General features: G+C 42.3%; 1 protein-coding gene. It reads right to left on the reverse strand.

The window, feature by feature from the left end:
* Window positions 1-87: 87 nt before the first annotated feature.
* Window positions 88-2,208: an outer membrane beta-barrel protein gene (locus tag QME03_RS06675; RefSeq protein WP_281723855.1), complete on the reverse strand. Its 2,121-nt coding sequence runs from the start codon at window positions 2,206-2,208 to the stop codon at window positions 88-90.
* Window positions 2,209-2,653: the final 445 nt, after the last annotated feature.

Below are 2,653 nucleotides of genomic sequence, written 5' to 3' on the forward strand. Positions count from 1 at the left end.
AGAATCTGGCATTTGACAGTCTCCAGAGATTCCTAAGAGGGAATTAACTGAATTAACCTAAATTAATACTCTCCCCGGTTTTAGGGATTATTTATTTCTGTTCTGATTATTCGTCACTCCGTTGATGTTTCTTTGCTTTCCTTTCGAAAAACTGTAGGCCAATGAGAGTCCGAATAGGCGTTTGTCCTTGTGCAACGTCGTTGATGAGAAATAACTGGCGGTTTGAGTTGTAGACTTTTCGATTGACATGCTGTTAAGCACGTCACGGGCAAAGATGACAATAGTTATGCTAGATTTAGGTATACTTATGTTGTAACGGAGGTTGAGAATAAACATTGGTTGTGTTGTGGTTTGGTAATACTTGCTATGTGCAAGATACTCAATGTCAACCGAAAGCTTGTGGTTATTGAATGTAGCCTGCAGGGGAAGGCTTAATGTGAAGTTGTAATTGTTTAGATGATTGGCATTACCTTTGAATTTTCCAAGGTTTAATGATACGTGTGGATTGGCGTAAAACCAACCATAATGTAGATTATAATATACGTTGAAATCCCAACTACTAGCACGTCCCACGTTCTGCCAGCGCTTCAGAAGGGTGTCACTTTGGGCTGTGTTGTCTAGCTGGAGATCTGCGATGTCGTTTACCCATAGCTTTGAAATGGTGAGATACAAGTCGCCCCACGATAAATTTAGGTCCATCTGATGTTTCTCCTCGGGCCGCAGCTGTGTATTGCCAGCGGTGCGAAGTTTGCCGGTTTGGCCCGTTTGGTTGTTTGTCAGCATGAACGCCAATGGGCGATTGACGCTCTTGGCATAATCAAGTTCCACGCTCATGGCATCGCCGCCATAGCGTAAAGAAAGCTTGGGAAGCCATGAGGACGAGGAATAGAAATTGTTGTAGTTGCGTTCGAACTGCATTGCAGCATGCACGCCAAACTTGTTTTTCTCCCAAAAGGCTGCTATGACAGGCGTGAAAGTATGCTCTTTAAGGGGTGCTTGCGAAGCGAATGTCGGCCTGTCTATGTCGGCATTTCGCAAATGGGCGTAAGCAAAACTGGCGCTGATGCCTGCCGTTTGTGCCTTGTTGACCAGCGAGTATTCCACAAAGCCATTGGGCGATATGCTGTTTTGGCGGATGTCTTGTTGGAAAGTGCCGTCAACTTCTAAGCCGGTGTGAGAGGTACTTTTGTTATACGATATTTCTCCATGCAACGAATGGTTGGCCTTGTTCCAGTTGAAAAACAGGCTGCCTGTAACATCTTCGAAGGTTATGGGGGCGTATTCAAAGCGAGCGGTTGTGCTCCCTTCGTACGAGTTGCGACTTTTCTGCCCCCAGCTGGTGTAGTAATACGAGCTGATGCCTGCTGAGAACGCATCGTTGGGCGACCATTCGGCATCGTAGTTCAAGTTTAATGATTTTCCATGTTCTGCATCATCCACATCTACCTGCGTTTGTTTAGAATGAATGTCGTAAGTGGACTGTTCACTTTTTCGCTTGTTGAGAGCATCGCCACTAACCATCAGAATGTTGTTAAGATGCTTTGTACTAAGCTGTGAATAAAGACTTGCTTCTGCATTGGCTCGCTTTCCCATGTAGGCTCCTAACGTAGGCGAGAGTGTTATGTCAACGCTTTGGTCGGTTTTTATTATTATCTCGTATTGGATGCCTTGTCCTTGGTTGCGTCGCTTAAAAGTTATGTCATTGATGTTTTCCGTACGCAGGGCTTTGAGAATCTTCATCGTACTTGCCCCAATACCTTTAAGTACTCCACCTTTGCCCAATCTAATACCTATAATAGGGTGGTTGAAGTAAGACAATCTGTTTTCATCAATCACAACTCCTGGTATCAATGGTAAAATATCAAGGGCGTTATTGCTTTTGAAAAGTTCTATACCCTTAATCTGAACGACGTCTTGCATCAGCGAACGTTTAACCAATTGACGATTGGCCGTTATGGTAACATTGTCCAAATAAAGGTTTGATTGGATGTAAAATCTGTTTATGGAGAGTGTAAGTCGCGCTGCTGCGTGTAGAATGGTCTTGCCCCAATAGGTTATTTGAATACTGTCGGCTTTGTAAGTGGTGGGTACACAAACCTCACCTCGTTCGTTTGTAATGAGCCTCAATGGCTCTTTCCCTTTGTTGGAAAGGTGTATGGTTGCGCCTGCAACAGGGGTAATGCTGTCTTCATCAATTATTTGTATCAAAAGGGAATCAACTCGCGTTTGGGCAAAACTACCCTTATTAAATAATAGTAGTAGCAAAAATGCCACTAATTTTAGGTAAGCGACACTTCTGTTTGCGTCAAACAGTTGGCGTAGGGATAGAAGTGTTTTATGGGTAAGGCGATTGTTAGTCATAATCAATTTAATTCTATGCGCAAATCTAGTACTATAATTCGAACCGTTAGTAAATAAAATGAAAAACTTTATCTAGACAGGGTTATTTTAACAAGATTAAACATTAGTGTGCTAACAGGTAACTATTCAGCGATAACCAATATACGCCAGTTCGGGATAAGAAAGTGCCCTAAAACGTTGGTAGTCTCGCTATTGTTTTGTAAATTTATAGTTGTAAATCAATAACTTACAAAACAGATATAGCGATGATTACCACAGACAAAGTTACAGAAATATTTTGTATATTGGATGA

The sequence above is a fragment of the Hoylesella shahii genome (assembly GCF_937990675.1).
Taxonomy (GTDB): Bacteria; Bacteroidota; Bacteroidia; order Bacteroidales; family Bacteroidaceae; genus Prevotella; species Prevotella shahii.